Source organism: Methanoregula sp. (assembly GCF_049686655.1).
Lineage (GTDB): Archaea > Halobacteriota > Methanomicrobia > Methanomicrobiales > Methanospirillaceae > Methanoregula.
The window spans coordinates 1-24,173 of the sequence record NZ_JBAVIG010000053.1 but is presented as its reverse complement, the minus strand read 5'-3'; the positions used below and the strand labels follow the sequence as shown (position 1 = coordinate 24,173).

Sequence of the window (24,173 nt, the reverse complement as noted above, 5' to 3'; positions counted from 1 at the left end):
TTTTGGCTTTTTGTAATTGTGTTACATCTGGCCGGTACGCCTTATGGGATCAGCCGATCTTTCTGAGGGCTTCTTCAGCAGCCATTTGCAGGGAGTTGTTGCCGTCCGAGAGACGTTTCACGAGAGGTGTCGAGGCCCGTGGATCTCCGATCTCGCCGAGGGCCCATATTGCATATCCGGCAAGGTCCCGGTCTGATTCCATAAGCCGGACGAGTGGATCTACGGCTTCCGGGGCCCGGATGGCGCCAAGGATGAAAATTACGGATCCGACAAGATTCCGATGGGAATCGCCCAGCGCCTCAACCAGGGCCGGAACAGCGGGGTCACCGGTATGTACCAAGGCATCGTACGCCGCAGATCGCACCTGCCACTGATCGTTTTCCAGGGCGCTGATGAGGAGCGGGATGCAGGCGGGATCACCGGTTTCGGCCAGTCCCCGGACCGCACCAAGTCTTGTTCCTTGCCTGTCGGACCCAAGATCGTCTGCCCACCGGGTCCTTTGATCTTCAGGCACCGTACTTTTCCGGTTTCCCGGAGAAACCGTAGTGGCATCACGCAGCGGATCCTTTCCCGGCCCTCCAGGGTCGAGCCCGAGCGCAACTGACCAGGTCTCCACAGCCCACTGTGCTGCGTTGTCCGAAAAGCCCAGCTCGTCCTGGAGCCGTTTTGCCAGGAATCCCTTGAAGAGCGGGAACGGCAGCGAGTGGCGCGGGGAAAGGAGATCGGCCGGCACCTGCTGGCGGACGGCATTAACGAGAACAAAGATCTCCCTGGTGCACCGGGCGCAGGTATCCCGTAGCAGCCCTTCGCACCGGAGCGGATCATACGCAAGGGATGTGCCATACCGTGCAACAAGCGATGCAAGAATCCGGGCCGGTTCGTCGTTCATGGGTTTGCTCCTGGTCCGGGGGCAAGGATAATGAGCTCGACGCCTTCAATACGGATGGCAGTCCCGGGATGTAACGGTACCGCACGATCCGGGGGGACATCAGTGGTCCTTCCGTCCGGGAATGTGATATGCCAGGGTTCTGCTGACATGTTCCGGATACCGGCTGCCCCGGAAACAGACGGGTGCGGGACTACGATGCCCACGACAGCCGCCCCGTCATCCCGGGGCGTTGCCGAGGAGGAGATATGACGCTTTCGCAGGGTTGTCCCGAGCGAGAGGAGGAGGGAGGTATTCCCGGATGGGCGGCGGATATGGAGGGCAGGTGGCGGGGTGATCATAGTATGGCAGTGCCAGCAGGGGGGAATCCTGCTGCCAGGCCCGGCAAAGTTCTCGGCCCTGCACCGCGGGCAGCAGGCAATCCGGTCCTTGATCCGGGAGAAGAGGCCCTGCCACTCCCCCTCGGTTACGCGCCTGTCCGGGTCATGGAGTCCTTCTGAAAAGGCCCGGATAAAGGTGTCCCGGAGTTCTCCAGGACAATATGCCCATCGTTCACGTGCGATTGCATAGTCCGGGTCCTGCGGGAGCTGGTTAGACACATCCTGCGGGTCAAACACGAAGACGGGTGTCTCTCCATAGACCTTCTTCTTTGCCGGGATGTCCCAGCAATGGAACCGGTACTCCATCTCGCCGTGGAAGGGATGGTGCCAGACCCAGAGGTAGAAGAGGAGGACCGCAAGGGAGTGCAGGTCAGTCTGGGTGGATGGATCGGCCCTTCCGCGTATGATCTCCGGTGCCATGTACTCCATCGTACCCCAGACCTGGCAGCGCGACTGGCGGTCCACGCCCACGTTGTCGTTGTCACAGATCAGGATATCACCGGTCACCGGGTCGAACATCAGGTTCCCCGCCGAGATGTCCCGGTAGCAGTGGCCGGAAAGGTGGAGTGCCCGGTAACTGTTGGCAAGCTGGTACGAGATTTCGCATAACGCGGAGAAGTTCGGCACCGGCTTGAGGTGTGCCCAGACTTCGCCGAGCTCGGTAAACCTCCTGGTGTCAATCCGCTGCATCAGGTACCCGAACGGGCCTGACGTTCCCGTGGTAACGAGATCGAGAGGCCAGACAAACCGTTTCCCGGCAGCACCGAACGGCGGGCCGGTCCGGACCAGGTAGAGGATCGCGTTCCGCTGTTCCGGTGTTGCCTGTTCGGGCTTGTACCATTTGACTGCCTGGTACCCGTCCGGTCCTTCGACAAGATAGACCTCTCCCTGCGTGCCTTCGCCCAGTTTTTTCAGCACATGGAGTTCGGCGCCGGATAATTCCGCTTTCACCCGTTGCCCGATCGAGAGCGGCATCACCACACTCCCGAGAGCGTATCCTGCCGGGGCTCTGCAATCTGCCGGTTATCTTCAGGTGCCGGATCAGGGCCCGGCTCACAGGTTCCTGCCGACGGGTTGATGCAGACGAACACCATCGTCATGTCATCGCCACTGGCGAGTTCCGAGTACCTGTCCAGCCACCCGCTGAGGGAACCGGCCACGCTCTCGATCCCGAAATCCCGGATGCGGGCAGCGAGGCTTGTTATGAATTTCCTGAACTCTTCGCCTTCCGATCCATCGAATGAATCCGAGACCCCGTCGGTGGCTGCAATGAGGACGCCTCCGGCCCCGCGATCCAGCGTGGCCGTGCGCCAGAGCAGGTGGGCGTCCCGGGACGAAAGGGAACGGGTCTCCGCACCCATGAGGGTGGTATCGGCAGGAATAGGAGTATCGAGCGTCCCGTCCGGGCGGACAAGGACTACATCCCCGTCGCCAATCTGCCCGATAAGGATCGTATCTGCAAGGACCATGGCGGCGATCAGCGTAGTGCCGTACCGTGAAAAATCCCCGGATCTGCTGCCATCCTGCGGCAAAATGTCGATCTGACGCCGTTGTGCATCCCCGAGCACCGCTTCCCGCCAGCGCCGGGTAGCCCGCCGTGGGAAATCGGCCCGGAATTCCGATCGCAGAATCACCCGGGATGCGGTCTCCCCGTGGATCCGGTGGAATGAGACCAGTTCATCTATCGCTGCGTGGACAGCAAGCGCGGCACCGGCCCGGCTCTGGTCATGGCGGAAGTCTCCGTGACCATCAGCTATCGCTGCCGCAATGCAGGGTATTGCACCGGAAGTTCCGCTCCAGAGGGCGAATGCATCTTCGCAGGGCCTGTCCGACCGGAGATGGGAGGCGCCGGTCCGGCTGGAGCCGAATGCCCAGCCGAGGCCGGGATCACCGGAACAGAGAAATTGTCGTGAGGGGTGCATGCGACAGAACTAGAACAGGTCGGTGTTGGACGTGATCATGGGTGGCGGGGAGTCGAGCGTGACATTGGAGGTATCGTCTGCGATACCGGTACTGCGGCTCCTGCCCCGGGAGGAAGCAACCGATGCCGAGACCGAGGCCCACTTGATGTAGGAGACAAGCTCTTCGGGGGAATGCGCCTTCAGGAGACCGACCGAGTCCTGGTTCACGAATTTCAGGAGTTCGGGTTCATTGTAGTCAGACTCATCGCCGATCGCAATTGCGAGCCGGACTGCCTTGACGCCCCAGGGGATCTTAGCGAGATCGGCGATCGCGTTATCGTATTCATCGCGGGGATCCGTGCAGAATCCGTCGGAAACAAGGATACAGACCGGGGGAAGACCGCGACGGGGCATACGCTCGATCGAGAGTTCCCCTTCCAGCAACCGCAGGGCTTTTGCCGTGGCAGTCAGACCAGAGGTCCCGAGTTCCGGCCAGGTGAACTGTTCGATCGGGACCGGGTCCGGGCCCACGTGCCACGCAGCATCGTTGGAAAATTTGATCGCCCGCATGAAGATCTCGACCTGGGGGTATGCAGCAACGGCCTTCTGGACTTCCGGTATTGCCTCCCGTATTGCCTGGTTCAGGGTCGCAATCTTCTTGCCCCGCATGGAGTCTGAGCAGTCGGCAATCCAGAAAAAGTGGAGTTTCTTGCGGACAACCTGTCCATCCGGAACCGGGACGGTATCTTCTATAGTGTAGCCCCCTCTGATACCATCATTCTGGCAGATAACCATATAAGGTCACCGTTTTTTAAGAATCCGACAGAATAAGAAGCAGCGTCATATACCGGTCCTTGCGATCATTCACCCTGGAACAGCACCGGAACTTACGAGAGACCCGGACGTAAAAAAAGATTATTCTTCCCGGAGCATCCGGTCGATCGCATGGGCGGCACTCTTGGCGGCACCCATTGCGAGGATGACGGTCGCTGCGCCGGTTGCCACGTCACCGCCGGCATAGACCTTGCGCATAGAGGTACGGAACTCTTCGTCCACAATGACATTTCCCCGCTTCCCCCGCTTCAGTTCCGGCAGCAGGCTGATGAGGAGCGGGTTTGGCCCCTGCCCGATCGCCGCGATAAAGATGTCGGCATCGATCGTGAAGCGGCTGCCTTCTATTGGTGCCGGCTCCGGCCTGCCGGAAGAGTCCAGTGCGCACATCTCCATCTTTACGCATTCAACACCGGTCACTGCCTGGTCGCCCAGGATCCTGACCGGGTTTGCGCAGGAAACGAACTCTATCCCCTCCTCTTTTGCACGGGCAACCTCAGCCGCCCGGGCCGGAAGATCCTCTTCGCGCCGCCGGTAGACAAGCGTGACTTTTCCTCCTAGCCTGAGGGCAACGCGGGCCGCATCCATCGCGACATTGCCACCACCGGCAACCACGACCCGGCTGCCCCTCTTGACCGGTGTGTCGAAGACGGGGAACCGGTCGGCATGCATCAGGTTGACCCTTGCCAGGAATTCGTTTGCCGAATATACGCCGGGGAGATTCTCTCCCGGCAGGCCCATAAAATAGGGGAGGCCGGCACCGGTACCCAGGAATACAGCATCGTAATCCAGGAGTTCCTTTATCGTGACGCTCCGCCCGGCCAGGTGGTTGAGTTTCAGGTCAACACCCAGCAAGAGCACGGCATCGATCTCTGCTTTCACGATCTGCTTGGGCAGACGGAAGGCCGGGATGCCGTACATCAGTACGCCGCCAGCTGCGTGCAGGGACTCAAAGAGCGTGACATGGTACCCCATTCGTGCCAGCTCGGCAGCAGCAGTGAGCCCGGCCGGGCCGGCGCCGACGACCGCTACCCGTCGGCCGGTGGTGGGCTTCTTCCGGGGGAGGACCATGCCATGTTCCCGTTCCTGGTCGGCTACGAAGCGCTCGAGTTCGCCAATCGGGATCGGTTCTTCCTTCTTCCCGAGAATGCATTCCCCTTCGCACTGCTCTTCCTGCGGGCAGACACGCCCGCAGATCGCCGGGAGCATATTCTGCTCCTTGATGATGACAGCAGCCTTTTTGAAATTTCCGGCCGCGACTTCCCGGAGGAACGTGGGGATGTCGATACCTACAGGGCATCCCTTGACACAGAGGGGTTTCTTGCACTGGAGGCAGCGCCCGGACTCCGCCATAGCCTCTTCCGGCGTGATCCCGGTATCCACTTCGCCAAAGTCATGGATACGCCGCTCAACCGGCCGGTCATGCATGGTGATCGCCTCCGCCACACGCACAGAGATGTGCCTGGTACTTTTCAAGCGATTCCTTCTCTTCAGGCTGGTACGTGCGCAGGCGCTGCATAAGCCCGTTGAAGTCCACTTTATGGGCATCGAACTCGGGGCCGTCGACACAGGCAAATTTCGTGGCACCGTCAACAATTACACGGCAGGAGCCGCACATGCCGGTCCCGTCCACCATTACCGGGTTGAGGCTGACAAAGGTCCTGATCCCTGCGGGGCGTGTCACTTCGCAGGTCACTTTCATCATCATTGCGGGCCCGATGATCCAGACCGCATGGACGGGCTCTCTTGCCATCACCTGCTTCAGCAGGTCGGCGGCAAAGCCATGGAACCCTTTGCTGCCATCGTCCGTGGAGATGAGCAGTTCGTCGCAGGCTTTTCCCATCTCGTCCTCGAGCAGGAGCAGGCTCTTGTTCCGTGCGCCGACAATGCCGATGACCCGGTTGCCCGAGGCTTTGAGTGCCCGGGCAATGATCGGGAGGCTTGCCGTGCCGACACCACCGCCGACAAGAACGCAGGTACCGAATTTATGTGTCTCGCTGGGTTTGCCGAGAGGTCCGGCCACGTCCTGGATATGGTCTCCGGCATGGAATGCGGCGAGGTGGTTGGTGGTCTTTCCGACGGCCATGAAGATGATGCGTATTGCATCGCCGTCCACTGCTGAAATGGTAAGAGGGATCCGTTCGCCTTTTTCATCGATCCGTAAGATCACGAACTGGCCTGCCTGCGCGTGGTGGGCCACATGGGGTGCTCTGATCCACATCTGGCAGATCTTCTCGGCAAGCTGCTCTGATTTTTCTATGCGAAACAACGTTTTCACTCCTCGATTAAAGATACGAAATATCCGGGATGATGGGAATATTGCTGATAGTATGTTGTCTGTACTTCTTTTTCGCTAGAGCTTCTTTATCTTACGCACCCGCACGGCTATCCCGCGCTTTGACCGGGGGATCTCTTCGGAAGGCAGCGCAGCACGGCCCGTGCCGAGCGCACGTGCACCGACTACGAGTACCTCGTCGCCGTCACGAATGCCGGGGTCGGTCCGGGTTACGCCCGGCACAAGCACATCGCCTTCCGGTATGAAATCGTCAATCCAGACGCGGTACCCTTCCGGTATCATCTTCCAGCCATCGAACGTGGGGCGGAGCAGCCCCGTGCCGGTGTCGATAGAGAAGAGCTGCGTGTTTCCTTTGCTGTAGAAAACTTCGGGATAGTGGCCGCGCAGCGTGATCCCTTTTGTATCGACATCCACGTTGAACTGGTAGGAGATCATGCCGTGGAGCCGGTCGTCTTTGATCTTCCTTTCCCCGGCAAGTGCGGCATCGAGCGCGTTCAGTGCCGCGGGGCTCGCCGGGTTCCCGGAGCAGGAATATTCGAGCGTAATACCGCAGGCTTCGGCAGCCTGCCGGGCAACCTCCAGGGCTCCTCCTTCGAGGTGGGCGATGATCCGCCGGTACTGGTGGCGCCGGAAGTAACGTTCGACCACACCGGCTATGATTGCGCATTCTTCTGCATCCCAGTAGCCGGTTACCGGCACATCGTAATGACCGGCCGGGTAGATGGTCTCAAGTTCCCGCGGGACAAGGCCGAGCGGGGAGGTGACGATCAGCTCGTGGGCCCGGCTACCTGCCGCCATCTGGAATTTACGGTGGCTCTGGGAGAGGGAGTATGGTTTTCGTGCCGAACAGGGAAGGAGTACCGCAACATCGCAGCGGGGTGGGACATACCGGTTGACCACGCGCTCGGCAAACCGCTTCACTTCAACGCGCTGCATAGACTCACCGGAGTTCGCCTTCATGACGCCGCTCCGGCCGACAGGCTGTTGCGTTTCCATGAAGGTATACTTGTTGTCCAGGTGGCGCATGATCGCTACCTGGGGCGCATCCATCCGGCACCGGGACTCCACCAGTTCGCGGAGCTGCCCCTGCTCGATGAACCGGGTGACGAGCGCGATTTCAGACCTGAGCGCCTGCCTGTTGTGCTCTTTGAGATTCGTGTCCCTGCATCCTGCACAACCGCACAGGCCGGCTGCCAAAACCTCTTTGGGGAAATCGCCTTCCGGTGTGCAGAACCGGCCCTGTGCAGCCTTGAGATCCACGGCCACGTAATCAAACAAATCGAACCCGGAATAGCAGAGTATGGCGATGGTTGACGGAAGGGCCGCTGCAGGAGCGTACCATGCCGTATCGGCCGGTGTCTTCTCCTTGAGATCAACCAACCAGTCCACATAGGTTCGTGGATTGGCGTATGCCGTGTGCCATCCAGGCACCATCACGCAGTCACCACTCTGCGCAGGATTGTCGAGCCGCGGATGGATGGTGACCGGCTGGCCCTTGTTTGCCGGGGGATACTGCTGCACGAGTGCAGCAGGGGCTGACAGAGGAAGGTTCGTATATTTTTCTTCCAGGAGTGCGGGAAAGAGTTCTTCACATCCAGCAGCGGCGGGTAATCTGAAGGCTGTCATTCCGGTCTCGAACATGCCGGTGCGGGCAAGGCCGTCCCGCTTCCTTATGTTATACCGGGGCATGCCAGAGCTCCATGGTGGCAAGTTCCTTCCTGACCACCGGTTCCCATCGAGGGCTGCAGGAGACCACGATCCTGCTGCCAGCGTGGCTTTCGGATAAGGCTTTTATCCCGAGGCATCCCTGGCGCACCATATCCTCGTCCCACTCGGGAATCTCGCACGGCCCGATCGGGAACGTCTCTCTCAGTTCAGCGGGGTACGGGCCGAAAGGTGGTTTGAAGTGCAGGATATCATCGAACCCTTCAGCGCGGGTGCCATCGAATGATACGAGCACGTCCCTCCCGAGGTTCAGGCGCGAGAGTTGTCGCTGGTACCGCAGGACCTCGGTGCGCCGGCAACTCTCGGTACCCCGGTAGAAGAAGCGTCGTTTGGAGGCACGATCATGTGCTTCGAGCGCAGGCGCGTGGCCGAGCAGGGCCCGGTATCCGGCCAGAAGCTGCGGGTGGCCCCGGCAGCGCTCGTCCACCAGTTCCCAGAGCGTGCCATCCGCGATTGCCTGCCGGATCCGTGCGATCTCCGCAAGCGTCACGTGGAGGTTGTGGAGGGCAAGCAGGCGCTCCCGATCTTTCGCCGTCCGGAGTTCTTCTGCGGTATGCGAACGACAGACCGCACAGGCACAGGGCAGATCTGCGAGCTCGCCGATCCGGTAACTGCCGTGCGCGGTGAGGTACCTGCCGTCTTTTGCATAGAGTGCGTAAGCAGCCGAATCGAAGAGATCGCACCCCATTGCGGTGGCTAGGGCAAACATGGCCGGGTGGCCGGCACCAAAAAGGTGGATACAGGAAGCGGGCGAGAGAGTCCGCTTTGCCGCCATCACGACGCTGACAAGATCGCGGTACCGGTATGATTCCATGAGCGGTACCACTGCGCCTACCGGGCAGAACGTGAACCCGAGATCGGTCACCTCGCGACCCGCCCGTTCCCGGAGATCTTCAAAGATGCCCCCCTGGACAGGACCCGCGATCGGTGCATCGCTGCCGAATACATCGCGGGCTTCTTTGAGGCGCTGCATGGTGACAGCGAGTTCCCGTTCAGCAGTCTCGCGGTCTGATGCGGGAGATGTCGGGATGTCGAGTGGCACCCAGATGTCGCTCCCTATATCGCGCTGGAACGAGAGGGTTTCGGTATTCGTGATCGAGACCTGACCATAGACAGAGAGCTGGAACGAGCCGGAGTCGGTCATGATCACGCCGTCAAAATCCAGGAGTTTATGGAGCCCTTCGGCCAGTGCCTGTTCCCGGTACTGCTGGCTCTGGGAGAAGATGTAGGCATTTGTTATGAGCGCCTCGACGCCCATCTGCCTGAGTTCCTTTGGGGTGACCAGCTGGAGATGAGGGTTGATGACCGGGAGCAGCGCGGGAGTCCTGACAGTCTTTTTCCCGATTGCCAGCTTTCCTGCGCGTCCTGCGCAATCGCTGTCCAGACTTTCAAATGCAATTGCCATGACGCACCGTATGTGCCTTTAATTGAGCTCTCTTCAGGTTAAACGGTTGCCCTTCGGGCCCTCTTCATTCAGTGTTGTTCGGAGAAGATCTGGCCTTCGAACGTGAGGAACTCCACGGCCTCGTTCTTCCAGCAGTGATCTGAAAGGCTGGCCTTCATACAGGTATGTTCAAGAAATGTCGTGGGGTCCCATCCGTATTCCGTAGCAACCTGGGGGAGGAGCAGGCCACTGGTGCCCATGCCCCGGACGATCAGCCCATGACGCCCGATCTCGATCTTATGGGGGCGTTCTGATGGTTTTGCATCAAGGGGTACCGGGACCGTCAGGATAGTGACCTCAAGGGAGATATCCTCCAGTTCCTCTTTTTTTACCGGGGGAAACCGGGGGTCTTCGAGCGCAGCAGCAGCAGCGGCATGGACTATGGCTTCGCCCAGGGGCATGACCGGGTACGGGAGTCCGATGCATCCGCGCAACTCCCCGCGATTGCTGAGTGTGACAAAGACACCCCGTTTCTCCCGGAAAACCGGCGTCAGCTTCTGGACAGGTTTTGGTTTCTTTGCACAGATATGTTCGATCGTACCGCGTGCCAGGCGGACGGCCAGTGTTCCCTCTTCAGCGGTCAGCAAATCCATGGTATTCCCCCATCCTTGTGACTGTCTATAGCCCGTCATGGATAACAACTTATCGGATTTTTGGTAATCTTCCCTGGTTGGGTATATAGAACCTCCGGGAGAATGCCGGCAGATGGCCGTGATCCGAGCTACGGCGCTGCGCTTATCACGTGCGAAATCATATATGTACAGGAGAGGGAGAGAGCGGCCGACGGTGACTTCAGTGTCGCTGAGGAAAGTCCCCCCACCCACCGGTCACGCAGCCGTACGCAAGTACGGGTGGCGAGAGTCACGGCAATGGCACAGAAACGACACGGCCTGTTTTCAGTGATGATGCGGCTGAGCCGTTAAGGCGAGAAGCATGGTCTCCATGCGAGTAACCCGCTGAGCGCTAACAGACAGGAAACGATGAAACGGCGAATCCCTGCGGGTGCAAGTCAGAACAGGACAGATGGATCGTCCGGTATCCGTCCGGGTTTGACGCAAAGCTGAATGCCGCTAGAACAAAAGGAGGCTTACTCCTCCCACTCACTTCTTTTAAGGATTTTATACGGATGGATCTTTTTAATAAGAATATTTCTTGGTCGGACCAGGGTTCCTGTACCTGAAGTTCAGGTTCTTTTCTTACCCGGTATGGATATGCTTACGGATTCCGGATCCTGATGGATACATCTATCGATTATCGCGGAAAACGTGGTACACAAAAAAGGGGTCTTATGAATTCTTCACGCAGGTTTCAGAAAATCCGGCTGATAACTGGTGTTCTTACACTCTGTATCTGCATTCTTCTGGTTGTGGTGCCTTCCCAGGCGCTTGACCTGACGCCTGGGATGTCCCAGTCGTCAATGCCGGCGATCTCCAACGGGGATCCGGTGACAGTTCATGGTATTGCCACCGGTCACCCCCAGGCAGGACTTATGGTCTGGGTAATCGGGTACAATTACCTTATGATTTCCAACATCCAGGTCAATGCTGATAATACCTACAATTACGAGATGAAATCTGCAGATACAGAAAATCTTGCATCCGGTCAGTACCTGGTGATTGTCCAGCACCCGATGATGAACGGCCAGTTTGATATCATCTACGATCCGTCAACGGGCAATGTGATCAACCGCCAGCTTGGAGGGGGCACAGTTATCTTCCAGCTCGGAAAGACCGGGAGCCTCCAGAGTCCGGATGCAGCCTCAGCCCTTATGCAGGCTATCGGTAGCCAGAATATTGATGATACGTTCGCCACTGCCTCATTTTTCATCAGTCCCCCGGATACGATCATTCATCCTGTCGGGGATCATGTGGTAGGGGAAAATTTTACCATTACCGGGTCCACGAATCTTGCTGTCGGGGACCAACTCCAGGTGGAGGTGTACTCATCCTCGTTCCAGCCGACCGGAAAGAACCAGGACAGCTCATTCTCCGGTGCAACCGGGGTTGTCCAGGTAATGCCGGGTAGCGATGGGAGCAACACATGGTCGTTTGACGTGGACGGGAAGGATTTCAAGCCTGACAAATATATTGTTACCGTCAGCGGTATTATCCAGGATATCAAAGGGTCTGCCACCTTCAATATCGTAGAACCGCTCCCGACAACAATACCAATACCCTCCCCGATACCCATGATAACAACGATGCCATCGCAGACCGAAGCAATCTCTCCGGTGACTGCCATTCCCACGACAAAAAAATCCGCGTTAGCCGCAGGGATCTGTATCGGGGCTGTTTCCACTGCATTCATCCTTACGCGGATGAGAAAAGGAAATACCTGATTTTTTCTTTAATTTACCATCCCAGAAACAGCGTTTTGGTCTCTGAATACTGGTCAAGGGCATGGTGCCCGTTCTCCCTGCCGATCCCGCTCTCGTTTGTACCGCCGAACGGGACTTCCGGTGGTACTGTGAGATGGCGGTTTACCCAGATGATGCCGGCCCGGATCTCATCAAATGCCCGTTTGGTAGTGGCAAGGTTTGAGGTCCAGATCGAAGCACCGAGGCCGAACCGCGTGTTGTTGGCCTCGCTGATTGCGGTCTCCAGGTCCGGTACGGTCATGACCGGAAGCACCGGGCCAAAGAGTTCTTCAGTAACGAGACGACTGCCCGTGGTAACGTCAGTCACGAGAGTCGGGCTATAGAAATAACCCTGCTTATACGATCCCTCCTTCATGGGACACCCGCCGGTCAGGATCGTTCCGCTGTTTGTATCCCGGGCTTCGTCAATTATCTTCTCGATCCGTTCCCGTTGCATGGGGCTGTTCATGGGACCCATGTCGATAGCCGGCTCAAGGCCATTGCCGATCCGCAGAGATTCGATTCGCGCCTTCAGTTTCAGAACAAACGGCCCTGCAATTTTCTCGTGGAGATAAAGACGCTTTACCGCCGTGCAGGTCTGGCCGGCATTGTAAAACCTGCCCCGGACTGCGCCTTCGACCGCTTTGTCAATATCCGCATCGTTCATCACGATCATGGGATCGGATCCGCCAAGCTCCAGCGTGACTGCCTTGAGACTCTGGTGTGCAAGATCACGGATCCTGAGGCCGGTGGCAATATTTCCGGTAAAGGAGATCTTCCTGACCGATGGATGTTTCACCAGTGCCTCCCCCACAGAATTCCCGCTTCCTGTTACAATATTCAGGACCCCGGGGGGAAGACTGGATTCATCGAGAATTTTTCCGAGCTGAAGATTTGTAAGGGATGTTGTAGAGGCTGGTTTGAGGACTAATGTATTGCCCGCGAGAAGCGCAGGTCCGATCTTCCATCCCATGATGAGTACGGGCATATTCCATGGGATGATGGCACCGCAGACACCCAGTGGTTCACGCACTACCATGCAGTCCCCCGCAGCACCGAGCCTGATTGTATCCCCGGATAGTTGTGCGGAGATTCCGGCATAGAACTCGAGGATGTTGGCAAATCCGCGTACTTCGTCAATGGATTCGGTGAGAGGTTTACCCTGTTCCATGGTGAGAAGTCTGGCCAGATCCTTGTGCTGCTGTCGAACGTTCTGTGCGGCATGGAAGAGAATCATGCCCCGATCGCGCGGGGTTTTCTTCTTCCAGGTCCGGAATGCTGCTTCGGCAGTATCCACCGCACGTGCCACATCATCCGGAGATCCAGCCGGAATCCGATCGATCACTTCACCTGTGGCCGGGTTTTCTACCTCCGTCCATGCTTCATCAAGGGAAGCAGATTCTTTCCCTCCGATCCTCATCAGCATCGTGTTCCCTCCTTTACCGATTGATTATGGTTTCAGATGGTGTATTCATAGTGTAAAATTCCCCTGTTGCATCCCGCTGCATCTTTCCTTTATTATTACAACAAACTATTTGGGCATATACCCTAAAGTCTGCATTTAGGGAGTTACCAGCATGGAAGGTGAACATGAAGAGGGGAAAACGCCGGCTGCACCGCAGGCTGGTGTCGCTCCGGCAGTCCTGCCGGACGGCGATCCGCTCATCGAAACTGATGATCTTACCTGGGAAAATGCCGTCGAGAAGTCCAAAAAACCTGTTGCCGTCATGTTCTACTCTCCAACCTGTGTATTCTGTCACCAGATGGAACCGTATTTCAGGAGTTATGCCGGAGAATACCGTGATTCGGTTATTTTTGTGCGCCTCAATATCCTGACCAGCCAGTGGACAGCGGAACGGTACGGGGTAAAAAGTACTCCCACGTTCAAGTTTTTCTGTAACGGGAAACCCGTCCAGGAGATGGTGGGCGCGATATACCCCGCTATCCTGAAAAAGATGATCGATGAGGTTCTCATCCACGGTAAGGAATGTGCCAAGAACTCCACCTTGATCGATTATGATATCACCGGCTACGGGTAGTGTTGCCGGGACCGCTCCGTTATTCAATATCCCTGCTGCAGCCACAACTTATCGCTGCCTTTTTCACCGCAGCAGCAACATTTTTAGTCACGTTCTTGTCGAGGATACTGGGCAGTATGCGATCACTCCTCGGATGTGGGACATAATCGGCAATTGCGTGGGCTGCTGCAATCTTCATCTCATCCGTGATCCGCGTGGCCCGGGCATCGAGCGCTCCCCGGAATATGCCGGGAAATGCGAGGACATTGTTGATCTGGTTAGGAAAATCACTCCTCCCGGTCCCGACGACCATCGCCCCTGCATGCGTTGCTCTATCCGGCCAGATTTCCGGGACCGGATTGGCCATGGCAAATACAATGGCTTTTTTGTTCATTGATGCGATCATATCTTCTGTTACAATGTTCGGTGCCGATACACCGATGAATACATCTGCCCCGATCATCGCATCAGAGAGCGATCCGGCAAGGGCTGGCCTGTTGGTCTCTTCACCGATAATAAATTTGTACTTGTTTTTGTACAGACCTTCCCGTTCACGGAAAATGGTTCCCTGAGTATCGCAGACAATGATCTCATTCACCCGCGTACATACCCGGGGATCGTATCCAATACACTTGAGCAGCCGGGTTATGGCAAATCCGGCAGCTCCCGCACCGCAGATGACGATGTTGAGATCTTTATATTTTTTTCCGGTGACTTTGCAGGCATTGAGAAGTGCAGCGAGGACAACAACGGCAGTACCGTGCTGATCATCATGCATCACCGGAATACCGATATCCTGAAGAGCGTCCTCCACCTCAAAACATTTCGGGGCCGCAATATCCTCGAGGTTAATGCCGCCAAAGACCGGCGCGATATTTTTTATCTGGTCAACAAAGTCGGTCTCATAGTTCTCAAAACAGATCGGGAACGCATCCACCCCGGCGAACTCCTTAAACAAGATGGCCTTTCCTTCCATGACAGGAATTGCTGCATAGCCCCCGATATTCCCAAGACCAAGGACGGCTGATCCGTCCGTGACAATTGCGATGGTATTTGCTTTTAGGGTATACTTGTACGCGAGATTCCGATCCTTTGCTATTACCCGGCAGACCTCGGCAACTCCCGGGGTGTATGCACGCGAGAGATCCTGCCGTGTCTTCAGGGAGACTTTGGAATGGATTTCCAGTTTTCCTTTGTGAAGTGCGTGAAGAGCAAGAGATTCCTTGTAGATCTCATCGCTGCCTGGAGAAAAGACCATTCTGATCACATCACATACGTCACAGTGAGCGGGCAGGCAATGAAGTTAGCGGTCGATATAATGAATTTTCGGAATAACTCACCAGAAATCATTTGGAGCAGTTGCATCGGTTGAGCAGTACACATTAACCTATTAAAATAATGGCAGAAAGACAAAACTTAATACATCTATGATCAAATGTATACATTAAGGTATAATTCAGTCAACTCCGGGAATCTCTTACAGAGGTTTCCCGGAAATCTGTAATTTCTGGATGTGCAAATCATGAAGTCAAAAGATATTGCTATTGTTGGAATCCTGCTTGCGATTGGTGCGATTCTCCGGTATTTCCTTGCTATGCTGCATACACCCCTGACACCGAACATGATCATTGCGTTCTATTGTCTTGCAATCATCCTCATTGCACCGACAGTTTTCGAGGCCGTGGGTATCGGACTTGTAGCGGGGATATTATCGATGCTGATATCAGGATCGATATTTCCCCCGGCAAATCTGATCAGCGAACCTCTCGGCGCCCTGGTCTGCTTTGCGCTGTATGCCGTCATTAAAAACCGGTCAAAACTCGCACCTACAGCAACAACATTCCTTGTTACGCTGGTCAGCGGTTTTTCCTTTGCTGCGATTGCACTCATTGCTGTTGCCCCGACGATCCTTAACAAATATACCACCATGGAAGGATTCATCATCGTCTTTGTACCGATTGTAGTCATAACTGCAGTATTTAATGCCGTTATCGTCCAAATCCTCTACATACCTGCAAACCGGGTATTGTCACGAGGACCGTGATGATAGAACTCGAAAACGTCAGTTACACCTATCCCCATACCGTGCAGACAGCCCTGCATGATCTCTCTTTTTCTTTACCGCAAGGGAAGTGTATTCTGGTCACCGGTCCGTCTGGTGCCGGAAAGACCACCCTGTGCCTTGCCGCTGCCGGTATCCTGCACCATGAATATGGTGGGAAAAAAGAGGGGACTGTTACAGTCGAGGGAAAAAACGTTGCTTCTTATGCAGGACTCAGCGATCTTGCACAGAAGATAGGTATCGTTTTTGATGATCCCGAAGCACAGATGATCTTCACCACTGTCGAAGAAGAGATCCTATCAGCCCTTGAGCACCGGGGTCTTGAAGCATCAGTTATTGAAGACCGCCTTGCGTCGATCATGCAGGTTACCCACCTGTCAGAACTCCGGAACCGGTCACCGCATAAGCTATCCGGGGGCCAGAAACAGCGTGTTGCCCTTGCTGCAACACTCGTGCTTGGCAATGACATACTGATCCTTGACGAACCAACTTCAGAGCTGGACGAACATGCTACCGGACGAATCGTGTCAATCCTGAACACTCTTAAGGCACAGGGAAAAACAATTCTCCTGATAGAACACAAGTTCTCTCATTTTAAAGAGATTGTCGATACTATCGTTGTGATGGAAAACGGGAAGATCCGTGCAGCCGGAATTCCGGCAGAACTGCTTAAGGATGAGCGGTTGCGAAAGATCGTGATTCCTGATTTTTCAGGAATACGGGCCCTGAAGCCCGTGTATAAGTCCTCCTCTCCGGCACCGGTTATCACCGCGGATCCGCTTATTTCCGTTCAGGACCTTTCGTATTCCTACGGGGATATAAATGCTATCAATGGCCTGAATCTCGCAATCAGGCCCGGTGAGTTCATTGCCATTGTCGGTGAGAACGGGTCAGGGAAAACCACCCTCGTCAAACATTTCAACGGGCTGCTCACACCGACAGAGGGCAACGTGTATATTGCCGGCAAAAATACCAGGCAATGCACTATCACGAACCTGGCCAGGGATGTAGGCCTGGTATTCCAGAACCCGGATCACATGTTCTTTGCAGACACCGTCAGGGAAGAAGTTGAATTCGGCCTGAAAAATATCGGAATCCATAACGGGGATTCTGTAATAGAGAAGGCACTGGAAGAAGTCGGCCTCTCCCATACAAAAGATCTTTACCCCCGCTGGCTCTCCCGGGGTGAACGCCAGAGACTTGCTATTGCCTGCGTTATCGCTATGAAACCTCCTGCAATTATCCTGGATGAACCGACTACAGGACTTGACGGAAATGAGGCCCGGCTCGTTATGGAGATATTAAAAACGCTACAACAGACAGGACATACAATAATCCTGATCACGCATAACCGGGAAATAGCACAGTATTGCGCAGACCGGGTTATTATGATGGAGAAAGGAAGGGTCATCTCTGATTCGGCAAGGGGAGCATGCTAGATGGCTGAAATTCTTGCCTACGTCCATAAGGACGGTTTTTTTCACCGGCTCCATCCGGTGACCAAGATCCTTTTCATACTCATCGTCGGCCTGATGTCCATATTGTCAACAAACCTTGGATTTCTTGCATTGCTGGTGCTTTCGATACTCATAATCTCCTGTTATGCAAACCTTGGTTCCGAAGTGCTGCACCAGTTCCGTCTCATCGTGATCATGAGCGTGATCCTTATCGGCATTACCATTATCACAATGCCGAGCGGTGAAATCTTGGGCTACCTGATCCCCAACGGGTTCCCAGTCATTGGCGGAAGTCTGCCGGTGACAAGCGGTGCTGTTGAGTTCGGGCTGGTCCTTACCCTCAGGTTCATGATCCTTATCTGTGCCTTTCAGCTCTTTGTCATATCAACCCAGCCGCGGGATATCGTGCATACAATGGAACGCTTGAAAATTCCGGTTGATTATACGCTCATGTTTCTTGTTGCCCTCAGGTTCATTCCTACACTCCAGATTGAGGGAACAAGGATTCATGAAGCACAGCTTGCGCGGGGATATAACCCCGGAACCGGGCTGATCGGAAAGCTCCGCAGTGTCGCCCCGGTTGTCATACCCCTCGTATCGAATGCATTGTCGCGGGCAACCGTGCTGGGATTGACAATAGATATTCGCGGCTATCGGACCGGTAAACGGACCCGCTTGCGAGAATTCATCTTTCATGCGCGGGACTTTTGTGTACTATTGGGATTGGCAACTATCAGCTGCACATATACATTTCTTGCACTGGAACACATTCTCTGATTTTTACTGGGTCTATAGGAAGCCCGATTTCATAAATACGTATACGTAGATAAAAAAGTTATTTTATCGAGTGAGCCTAAACGGTCAGATAAAACTGAGCGATCTTATACTATGCATTGAAAGAAACATTCACATATTTGTAATAATAAAAGAAACGCCCCGGCCGGGACTTGAACCCGGGTCAAAAGATCCGCAATCTTCTAGGATGTCCACTACCCCACCGGGACGCACTTAATGACTGCCTTACTAAAATTGCTCTCATCGCTTAAATATCTCACCGTTAAAAAAGAATGTGATATCCTCGGATTGAAAGCATAAGTTATGAAGTGCCTGATCCTGCCCACGTTGGTAGGGGGGTACCTGTTACTAAGGCAACAGCCGTGACGTCGCGAGGTGTGCCTTGCCAGTATGTGCAGGCATCAAATGTCATGTTATCTGGATCATCAAAATTTCCCTGGGGCTTTACCCAGACGCTCATGGTTGCAGTAATCTTGTTGCCTTTCATCTCAATCAACATGTTGTCACTATCTAAAACTTTAAGAGTCCGGTCCAGATACGTCGTGTAACCCGTACCGAAACCGTCCTGAAGATATATCTCCCCGGATGTTTTGTTACGGACGGTGATTATAAAATACGATTGTGGATCGTAGGTATCATATGCAATATCCTCTACAGCTTTGGATCCGTACTGTGAAGTCACCTCTTTGATTCCCGTAATATTCGTAGGAATAACCGTGTAATTGATGTACATTGGTGGATTTTTCAGGTCGAACGTGAACGCGGACGAATTATAGGTAAAAGTCTGAGTAGTTGTATAGATGCGGCAGCTTTTGTCAGATGGCAATGGTGTCGGGGTTGCAAAAGTATGATATCCAAGAGTTTCTGTCTGGCATACGTTCGATCCCTGCGAGGTTACGTATGGAGTAACTTCTGTCACATAGGAATTACGCATTGTTGTCGTGGGAGTACCTTCAGCGGGATTAAATGTCAATGTTGCTCCACCAGATGTATCTTTTGGCGGCGCAACACACCCCGTTGCAGCAATTATAAGGAGCAACACGATGCAACTGATCAGATACAATTGTTTGTTTTTCATTAATCAGAGTACTGTAATTCCTAGTAATTAAGGATTTCAAATATCCCTTGTAGCTGGATTACAAACTTTAAATAATTTTAAATTGCGAAGTATCATAATTCAGGGATGCCTTTAAAAAAATCCTGATATTCATCTGTATTCGGAAACCTATCGAAGACTCATATCAAATTCAGTAAATATTTTTTAAATCTTCTTTAATTTCCGTAAGAATTGAGTTTTTTCTGTATTTATTTTTAAATACACATAATGATAAAAAATTTTCAGATAAAAAATTCGTTTCAATTTCTGATCAAGATATCATGGATTTATGATTAGGTAATATTGTGGAAATACTAATAAACGGAATTTCTATCCGGAAATATCGTTTACCAATAAAAAACATGATACTCCATCGGCCTCATTGAATGAACCTATACGACCCTTAACAATGATCCTGCTCCGTGATGCACCTTCCAAACCAAATGTTATATCATAAGTTTTTTGCAGTCCCACACGAGGTTCCAAAAACATTTTGCTTATCCTGTCCCTGTCTTCCGGTACAATATTTTCCATTAAATAGAGTAATGGTGTCTCCAGGCATGGACCAAATAATCTTTCGATCGGCGTATTTGCAAAAATAACACTTTTATTCCTCACGATCAGAATTCCCAACTGAGTGGAATCAGAAATTAGATCAAGCAGAAAGTTATATTTCTGTTCCAGAAACATTGCATTTTTCCTGTCAGTAATATTTTCAATCGAAATGGCGGTTCCTTTCGTCCCCTCATTAAAAACAATGGATATAATTCTCAGCAAATAGATCTGTTTTATTCCATTTCCGACAATTATCTCAGTTTCAGGAATGCCGGATTTGATGCAGGATTGAATTGAATCGATGATAGTTTGTGAAGATGAAGAGGATGAAAAGGAAATATAAAAGCAATTTTTTCCGATTATTGCATCACGGGTGGTTTTGATCAGGTCGAGAAAATAATTATTAACATGGAGTACTCGGTAATCGTTATCGAGAATGAGAATAAACTCCCGGGAAAAATTCATGAGTAATTCAAGTGGAATCCTGTTGGATGCTGAAAACACTTTGGCTTTCCCAAACATTCGCATTTCAACCTGTCCGGAAACCTGTAATACCTCAAGATATCTCCCGACAGAATGTTTATTTTTATGTATAATGCGCGCGATCTCCGTGATACTCATGCCATGAGAAGAGTTTTTAAGAATATCAAGTATTTTAAGGGAAACTTTTTGAAATTGTTCCATACGTTAGAGAATGGTATAATTGTATAAATAAATAATTGTGTATTGTTACATCAATTGATAATGAATATATGTAACTATAAACGTTAATCCACTATCCATAAAATTAAATAATGAATTAACATTGATAATGAGGAAGTTAAATTTCAAAATTTTGAAATAATCATAAAATCAATTATCATGGACTGGACTTGGTTAAGCGATCGCAAAAATAAAACGATGTAATTATTGTCTTCTTCATGATGAATTTATTGGTGAGTATAGTGATGATGGATCTGATGAAATAGAGTACATAATATGAAATGGCAGCCGGAAAAATTCTTATAACGATTATTTTTTTGGTTGGCTATGCAATATGGAGGATGTGTTCTATTTATGAACTGAAAACCTGCAGTTCAAAATTTTTAAATTACAACCGAGGAACCGCATGAACGAAACCATCTGGAAAAATTTTGAGAGTACAAGATCAATACGTCCCACAAATGGACAGAATGGCCATTTAGTGGGTAGCAGCAAAGGATATTTATATATATGCCTTGCCGTAATGACCGTGATCCTTCTGGCCATGCCATCGCTGGCGGACGATTCCGGAAGCCGGTACATGGCCGGGAACCCGGAACTTACAGCGCATATATCCGGGACCAACGAGTTTTCCCCCGGTGACGATCTTAATGTGCCTGTAGCCATTGAGAATAGCGGGACCAACCAGTTCAAGATCGTCAAGTCGTCGATTATCGATCCTGGGGATCTCTCGAATACTGCCAAGCAGCTCAGCGTAAGTCTCGGTTCCGCCGATGCGCCCCTTCGGGTCAAGTCGGATCCGCAGCTGGTAGGAGATCTTCCCGGCAGTTCGGTAGTAACGGCAACATTCCACATCACCGTCAATCAGGACGCCCCGGCGGGTACATACAACCTGCCGGTAACGCTGAACTACACGTATCTCTACGCCGCCAACCAGTACGGGACCGATACGCTCTCGTATATGTATAAGACCGTCAACCAGACCGTGACGATCCCGATAACGATCAAACCGGAAGTACAGATCACCGCATTATCGATCGATACGCAGGACCTGAACGTGGGAAATGAAGGCTATGTCACGATCAATCTCCAGAATACCGGGTATGAGGACGGCCAGGACGCGGTAGTGATGATCCAGCAGCCCGACCAGAGCCCGCTCTCGCCCACGGAAGGGAGCTATTATATCGGGGATTACCCGGCCGGTGCGGTGGCAAACTGCACGTTCCGGCTCATGGTCTCCGGTGATGCCCAGCAGAAGACCTACCCGCTTGACGTGCTGGTCAATTACAAGAACACCAATGGCGTGTATGTCAACTCCGCAACCGAGACTATCGGGGTACCGGTCGGTGAAAAGATCCAGTTCAACGTAACACCGGTCATGACCACCATCTCGCCCGGCGCAACGTCCATTATTACCGTCACCTTCCAGAATACCGGGACCGCAACGGCATACAAAGCACAGGCACGGATCAGTGCGGTCGACCCCTTCACCAGCAACGACGATACTGCGTACCTTGGTACCATGGCCCCGGGCGATGTACGGCAGGCTTCCTACCAGGTATCCCTCGATTCCGATGCAACCGTCAAGGAATACGGTCTCGATTCCGAGGTGATCTACCAGGACGCCCTCAACAACGAGATCACCTCAGACCCCCTCAAGGTCAACGTCCAGGTCGTGCCATCAAGGGGCGTCATCGATATACTGGGCCTCCCCGGCCTGCTCACGCTGGTTGTCATCGGTATTCTTGCAGTTCTCGGATACTTCGTCTATTCACGGCGGGTCAGGAAACAGTGAGTTCCCATTTTTTCCAGCCAACATTGCTTGTAAGACAGGATTACTATGATTGATCAGATCTTCAGTTCAATCGCACGGTTCGTAAACCGTCGGCCTCGAGTGGTTGTTGGCATCATCGGGATTGTCTTTATTGTTGCCATTATCGGTATGACGATGATTACCATGCAGACCGGCAACGATACTTATATGGACAGGAATTCTCCGGAAGGTATCGCCAATACGCAGTATACCGAGACGTTCAACACGGACTCCATTATCCTGATCGTTGAGACCGGCAATCCACTCGACCCGAACGTGCTCAATTATATCGATCGACTCGAAGGAAATATCCGGCAGCAGCAGCACATCTCCGGAGCATCGAGTGTTGTCGATATTCTGAAAAGTGAGAACAACGGGGTCCTTCCCCAGTCCAAGGGGGAGATCGATTCACTCGTGAACGAGATTCCACCCGCCACCCGGGCCAGAGCGGTACCGTCAAATGTCCTGACCCTGGTACAGGTAAACCTCGATAACGGCCTGTCAACTAATACCGAAACCATGGTCCTGAATACGGTGCAGCAAATCGTTGATCATTCCGATCCCCCTGCCGGGGTAACGGTAGAGGTGTCCGGCACTCCCGCTTTCAGTAAACAGATGCAGGCTGAAATGGGTTCCTCGATGGGGGTGTTGATCGGAGGCGCTATGATCCTGATGATCATTGTCATGGGCCTGCTCTTCTCGTATGTCAGTCACCGCTTCCTGCCGGTCGTATTTGTGGGATTGGGGCTTACGACCGCCATCGGCCTCATGGGGCTTGCAGGTATCCAGCTTAACATGGCAGTGCTGGGGGCATTCCCTGTCATGATAGGCCTTGGGATCGACTATGCGATCCAGTTCCATGCCAGACTCGACGAGGAGTCCCGTAAAGGGTCGCTTGACGATGCCGTGTTCATGACAATCACCCGGACCGGGCCTGCTGTCATGTACGCGATGCTAGCCACATCCCTGGGATTCTCTGCCATGTTCATCTCCACGGTCCCCATGATCCAGTCATTCGGGCTGGTAGCAATAATCGGTATAATGAGCTGTTACTGCATCTCGCTCGTGGGAATACCGGCGGTTGCCCACATCATCGGCTACAAGCCCAAGCCGCAGATACCCGAGGTCTGTTATGCAGTTGGCGAAGAGGCCTGCGATACCCTCCCGGCGCCAAAGAAGAAGGGCTGGACCTATGGCCAGTTCCTCACCGATACCTCTGTCAAGATCGCGAAAAACCCGATCCCGATTCTCCTTATTGCGGCACTCATCGCAGTGATCGGTTTCCAGCTCGACCCGTATATTCCCATTGAGGCAAACCAGAACAACTTTGTCCCGAGCGATATGCCGGCACTTATCGAAATGAATAAAGTCACAAGGGTCCTCGGGGCAACGAGCACGGCAGATTTCTATGTGCAGGGAGCCCGGGTCACGGACCTCGATACTATCGTCTGGCTCAAGAATTTCCAGGACCATGAGCTTGCCACCCATTCGGAACTTACGTCAGCTACCAGTATCGTCACCTACATCTTGGACTATAACGGCGGGGTGATGCCGCAGACCCAGAGCCAGCTCAATGCCGTACTGGAAAAGATCCCATCATCCGTGAAAGACCAGTATATCAGCGGATCGATGCGTGGCGTTGTGCACTTCGGGACGATTTCGCTCCAGATCCCTCAGGAGGAAGACCTCAAGAAAGAGATGGTCGATGATATTGCGTTCCTCCAGCCGCCGCAGGGTATCACCGTCCAGCCCATCGGGAGCTTCGATATCATGACAGCGCTTATCGGAGGTTTGTCCTCGTCAAAAGATGAGATGACCTACCTTGGATTTGCCCTGATCTTCGTCTTCCTCGTACT

General features: G+C 53.4%; 20 protein-coding genes, 1 tRNA gene and 1 other RNA gene. 8 read left to right on the top strand and 14 right to left on the bottom strand.

Annotated elements, in window-relative coordinates:
- Positions 1 to 49: 49 nt before the first annotated feature.
- From WBL42_RS06935 to WBL42_RS06895, 9 genes are all read right to left on the bottom strand, one after another.
- Entirely contained in the window at positions 50 to 889 is an 840-nt protein-coding gene (locus WBL42_RS06935) for a HEAT repeat domain-containing protein (RefSeq protein WP_424720544.1), read from the bottom strand.
- The gene (locus WBL42_RS06930) at positions 886 to 2,241 is read right to left on the bottom strand and encodes a protein kinase domain-containing protein (RefSeq protein ID WP_424720543.1); all 1,356 of its coding nucleotides are present in this window, start codon (positions 2,239 to 2,241) and stop codon (positions 886 to 888) included. The genes WBL42_RS06935 and WBL42_RS06930 overlap by 4 nt, the downstream gene beginning before the upstream one ends.
- Entirely contained in the window at positions 2,241 to 3,188 is a 948-nt protein-coding gene (locus WBL42_RS06925) for a protein phosphatase 2C domain-containing protein (protein ID WP_424720542.1), read from the bottom strand. The genes WBL42_RS06930 and WBL42_RS06925 overlap by 1 nt, the downstream gene beginning before the upstream one ends.
- Positions 3,189 to 3,197: 9 nt before the next feature.
- The gene (locus tag WBL42_RS06920; RefSeq protein ID WP_424720541.1) at positions 3,198 to 3,962 is read right to left on the bottom strand and encodes a vWA domain-containing protein; all 765 of its coding nucleotides are present in this window, start codon (positions 3,960 to 3,962) and stop codon (positions 3,198 to 3,200) included.
- A 120-nt stretch (positions 3,963 to 4,082) separates the two neighbouring features.
- Positions 4,083 to 5,426: an NADPH-dependent glutamate synthase gene (gltA, locus tag WBL42_RS06915; RefSeq protein WP_424720590.1), complete on the bottom strand. Its 1,344-nt coding sequence runs from the start codon at positions 5,424 to 5,426 to the stop codon at positions 4,083 to 4,085.
- Positions 5,419 to 6,267, bottom strand: a complete 849-nt coding sequence (locus WBL42_RS06910; RefSeq protein ID WP_424720540.1) for a sulfide/dihydroorotate dehydrogenase-like FAD/NAD-binding protein — start codon at positions 6,265 to 6,267, stop codon at positions 5,419 to 5,421. Before WBL42_RS06910 ends, gltA begins: the two co-directional genes overlap by 8 nt.
- 84 nt (positions 6,268 to 6,351) lie before the next feature.
- Positions 6,352 to 7,983 carry an archaeosine synthase subunit alpha gene (gene arcS / locus WBL42_RS06905; RefSeq protein ID WP_424720539.1) on the bottom strand — a complete coding sequence of 544 codons (1,632 nt, stop codon included), beginning with the start codon at positions 7,981 to 7,983 and terminating at the stop codon, positions 6,352 to 6,354.
- The gene (gene tgtA, locus WBL42_RS06900; RefSeq protein ID WP_424720538.1) at positions 7,970 to 9,424 is read right to left on the bottom strand and encodes a tRNA guanosine(15) transglycosylase TgtA; all 1,455 of its coding nucleotides are present in this window, start codon (positions 9,422 to 9,424) and stop codon (positions 7,970 to 7,972) included. The genes arcS and tgtA overlap by 14 nt, the downstream gene beginning before the upstream one ends.
- 68 nt (positions 9,425 to 9,492) lie before the next feature.
- A complete protein-coding gene (locus tag WBL42_RS06895; RefSeq protein WP_424720537.1) occupies positions 9,493 to 10,056 on the bottom strand; it encodes a TIGR00296 family protein in 564 nt (187 codons plus the stop codon).
- Between the two features lie 171 nt (positions 10,057 to 10,227).
- On the opposite strand from WBL42_RS06895, the gene rnpB reads away from it, so the two are divergent.
- Together rnpB and WBL42_RS06885 are read left to right on the top strand one after the other, a co-directional pair.
- Positions 10,228 to 10,565: RNase P RNA component (gene rnpB / locus WBL42_RS06890), an RNA gene on the top strand.
- Positions 10,566 to 10,829: 264 nt separating this feature from the next.
- A complete protein-coding gene (locus WBL42_RS06885) occupies positions 10,830 to 11,801 on the top strand; it encodes a hypothetical protein (protein WP_424720536.1) in 972 nt (323 codons plus the stop codon).
- A 13-nt stretch (positions 11,802 to 11,814) separates the two neighbouring features.
- Here WBL42_RS06885 and WBL42_RS06880 read toward each other — a convergent pair whose 3' ends face one another.
- Positions 11,815 to 13,245 (bottom strand): aldehyde dehydrogenase family protein, encoded by a 1,431-nt coding sequence (locus WBL42_RS06880; RefSeq protein WP_424720535.1) that lies wholly within the window; start codon positions 13,243 to 13,245, stop codon positions 11,815 to 11,817.
- Between the two features lie 151 nt (positions 13,246 to 13,396).
- Between WBL42_RS06880 and WBL42_RS06875 the strand changes: the two genes are divergently transcribed.
- Complete coding sequence (locus tag WBL42_RS06875; RefSeq protein WP_424720534.1) at positions 13,397 to 13,858, top strand: thioredoxin family protein; 462 nt, start codon at positions 13,397 to 13,399, stop codon at positions 13,856 to 13,858.
- Positions 13,859 to 13,877: 19 nt separating this feature from the next.
- On the opposite strand, the gene WBL42_RS06870 is transcribed toward WBL42_RS06875, so the two are convergent.
- A complete protein-coding gene (locus WBL42_RS06870; protein ID WP_424720533.1) occupies positions 13,878 to 15,095 on the bottom strand; it encodes an NAD(P)-dependent malic enzyme in 1,218 nt (405 codons plus the stop codon).
- A 264-nt stretch (positions 15,096 to 15,359) separates the two neighbouring features.
- On the opposite strand from WBL42_RS06870, the gene WBL42_RS06865 reads away from it, so the two are divergent.
- The 3 genes from WBL42_RS06865 to WBL42_RS06855 are packed head-to-tail and all read left to right on the top strand — an operon-like array spanning position 15,360 to position 18,133.
- Complete coding sequence (locus tag WBL42_RS06865; RefSeq protein WP_424720532.1) at positions 15,360 to 15,881, top strand: tryptophan transporter; 522 nt, start codon at positions 15,360 to 15,362, stop codon at positions 15,879 to 15,881.
- Positions 15,881 to 17,338: an ABC transporter ATP-binding protein gene (locus WBL42_RS06860; protein WP_424720531.1), complete on the top strand. Its 1,458-nt coding sequence runs from the start codon at positions 15,881 to 15,883 to the stop codon at positions 17,336 to 17,338. The genes WBL42_RS06865 and WBL42_RS06860 overlap by 1 nt, the downstream gene beginning before the upstream one ends.
- The gene (locus WBL42_RS06855) at positions 17,339 to 18,133 is read left to right on the top strand and encodes an energy-coupling factor transporter transmembrane component T family protein (protein ID WP_424720530.1); all 795 of its coding nucleotides are present in this window, start codon (positions 17,339 to 17,341) and stop codon (positions 18,131 to 18,133) included. It abuts the gene before it with no gap.
- Positions 18,134 to 18,288: 155 nt separating this feature from the next.
- Here the strand turns inward: WBL42_RS06855 and WBL42_RS06850 are convergent.
- The 3 genes from WBL42_RS06850 to WBL42_RS06840 form a co-directional block, all read right to left on the bottom strand.
- Positions 18,289 to 18,360: transfer RNA gene (locus WBL42_RS06850), tRNA-Arg, on the bottom strand.
- 92 nt (positions 18,361 to 18,452) lie between these two features.
- Positions 18,453 to 19,229: a hypothetical protein gene (locus WBL42_RS06845; RefSeq protein ID WP_424720529.1), complete on the bottom strand. Its 777-nt coding sequence runs from the start codon at positions 19,227 to 19,229 to the stop codon at positions 18,453 to 18,455.
- 348 nt (positions 19,230 to 19,577) lie between these two features.
- Complete coding sequence (locus tag WBL42_RS06840) at positions 19,578 to 20,486, bottom strand: PAS domain-containing protein (RefSeq protein ID WP_424720528.1); 909 nt, start codon at positions 20,484 to 20,486, stop codon at positions 19,578 to 19,580.
- Between the two features lie 541 nt (positions 20,487 to 21,027).
- Here WBL42_RS06840 and WBL42_RS06835 point away from each other — a divergent pair.
- Positions 21,028 to 22,299, top strand: a complete 1,272-nt coding sequence (locus WBL42_RS06835) for a COG1361 S-layer family protein (protein WP_424720527.1) — start codon at positions 21,028 to 21,030, stop codon at positions 22,297 to 22,299.
- 45 nt (positions 22,300 to 22,344) lie between these two features.
- Positions 22,345 to 24,173, top strand: a 1,829-nt coding sequence (locus tag WBL42_RS06830) for an efflux RND transporter permease subunit (protein ID WP_424720526.1), incomplete at its 3' end; no start/stop codon positions are given.

Coding starts and splice junctions, on each gene's coding strand:
- WBL42_RS06935 (WP_424720544.1), bottom strand. CDS start 889: ATGAACGACGAACCGGCCCGGATTCTTGCATCGCTTGTTGCACGGTAT.
- WBL42_RS06930 (WP_424720543.1), bottom strand. CDS start 2,241: ATGCCGCTCTCGATCGGGCAACGGGTGAAAGCGGAATTATCCGGCGCC.
- WBL42_RS06925 (WP_424720542.1), bottom strand. CDS start 3,188: ATGCACCCCTCACGACAATTTCTCTGTTCCGGTGATCCCGGCCTCGGC.
- WBL42_RS06920 (WP_424720541.1), bottom strand. CDS start 3,962: ATGGTTATCTGCCAGAATGATGGTATCAGAGGGGGCTACACTATAGAA.
- gltA (WP_424720590.1), bottom strand. CDS start 5,426: ATGCATGACCGGCCGGTTGAGCGGCGTATCCATGACTTTGGCGAAGTG.
- arcS (WP_424720539.1), bottom strand. CDS start 7,983: ATGCCCCGGTATAACATAAGGAAGCGGGACGGCCTTGCCCGCACCGGC.
- tgtA (WP_424720538.1), bottom strand. CDS start 9,424: ATGGCAATTGCATTTGAAAGTCTGGACAGCGATTGCGCAGGACGCGCA.
- WBL42_RS06895 (WP_424720537.1), bottom strand. CDS start 10,056: ATGGATTTGCTGACCGCTGAAGAGGGAACACTGGCCGTCCGCCTGGCA.
- WBL42_RS06880 (WP_424720535.1), bottom strand. CDS start 13,245: ATGCTGATGAGGATCGGAGGGAAAGAATCTGCTTCCCTTGATGAAGCA.
- WBL42_RS06875 (WP_424720534.1), top strand. CDS start 13,397: ATGGAAGGTGAACATGAAGAGGGGAAAACGCCGGCTGCACCGCAGGCT.
- WBL42_RS06870 (WP_424720533.1), bottom strand. CDS start 15,095: ATGGTCTTTTCTCCAGGCAGCGATGAGATCTACAAGGAATCTCTTGCT.
- WBL42_RS06865 (WP_424720532.1), top strand. CDS start 15,360: ATGAAGTCAAAAGATATTGCTATTGTTGGAATCCTGCTTGCGATTGGT.
- WBL42_RS06860 (WP_424720531.1), top strand. CDS start 15,881: ATGATAGAACTCGAAAACGTCAGTTACACCTATCCCCATACCGTGCAG.
- WBL42_RS06855 (WP_424720530.1), top strand. CDS start 17,339: ATGGCTGAAATTCTTGCCTACGTCCATAAGGACGGTTTTTTTCACCGG.
- WBL42_RS06845 (WP_424720529.1), bottom strand. CDS start 19,229: ATGAAAAACAAACAATTGTATCTGATCAGTTGCATCGTGTTGCTCCTT.
- WBL42_RS06840 (WP_424720528.1), bottom strand. CDS start 20,486: ATGGAACAATTTCAAAAAGTTTCCCTTAAAATACTTGATATTCTTAAA.
- WBL42_RS06835 (WP_424720527.1), top strand. CDS start 21,028: ATGACCGTGATCCTTCTGGCCATGCCATCGCTGGCGGACGATTCCGGA.